We start from the raw sequence: 277 nt of genomic DNA on the forward strand, positions 1-277 counted from the left end.
CAACATCTTCACCTAAGCGAGCAAAATCCGCGGATAAAATAGATGGAGCAATAAGAAAATCGGTCATACCTGTCCCCTGTATAAGGCGTTCAATTTGCGCGCAATTCTACAAAAGCAAACGATAAACTAAAAGGACAAATTTGAAATGATTATCATTGTTGCGATAACAGAGGGTAAATCAGTCGGCGCTGTTGAACAGTGCCAGCAGTTCGTCAACCTTATTTCGCCCGGCGCCATTGCGACTGATGGTACGCTTAACCTTAACCACATTCAGCTC

At 43.7% G+C, this 277-nt stretch carries 1 pseudogene; it reads right to left on the reverse strand.

Features of this window, described 5'->3' with window-relative positions:
• Window positions 1-178: 178 nt before the first annotated feature.
• Window positions 179-277: pseudogene (locus tag AB4585_RS28255) on the reverse strand (DNA adenine methylase); the annotation flags it as partial.

The organism is Vibrio sp. 10N.222.49.C9 (assembly GCF_041474985.1).
GTDB lineage: Bacteria > Pseudomonadota > Gammaproteobacteria > Enterobacterales > Vibrionaceae > Vibrio > Vibrio crassostreae_C.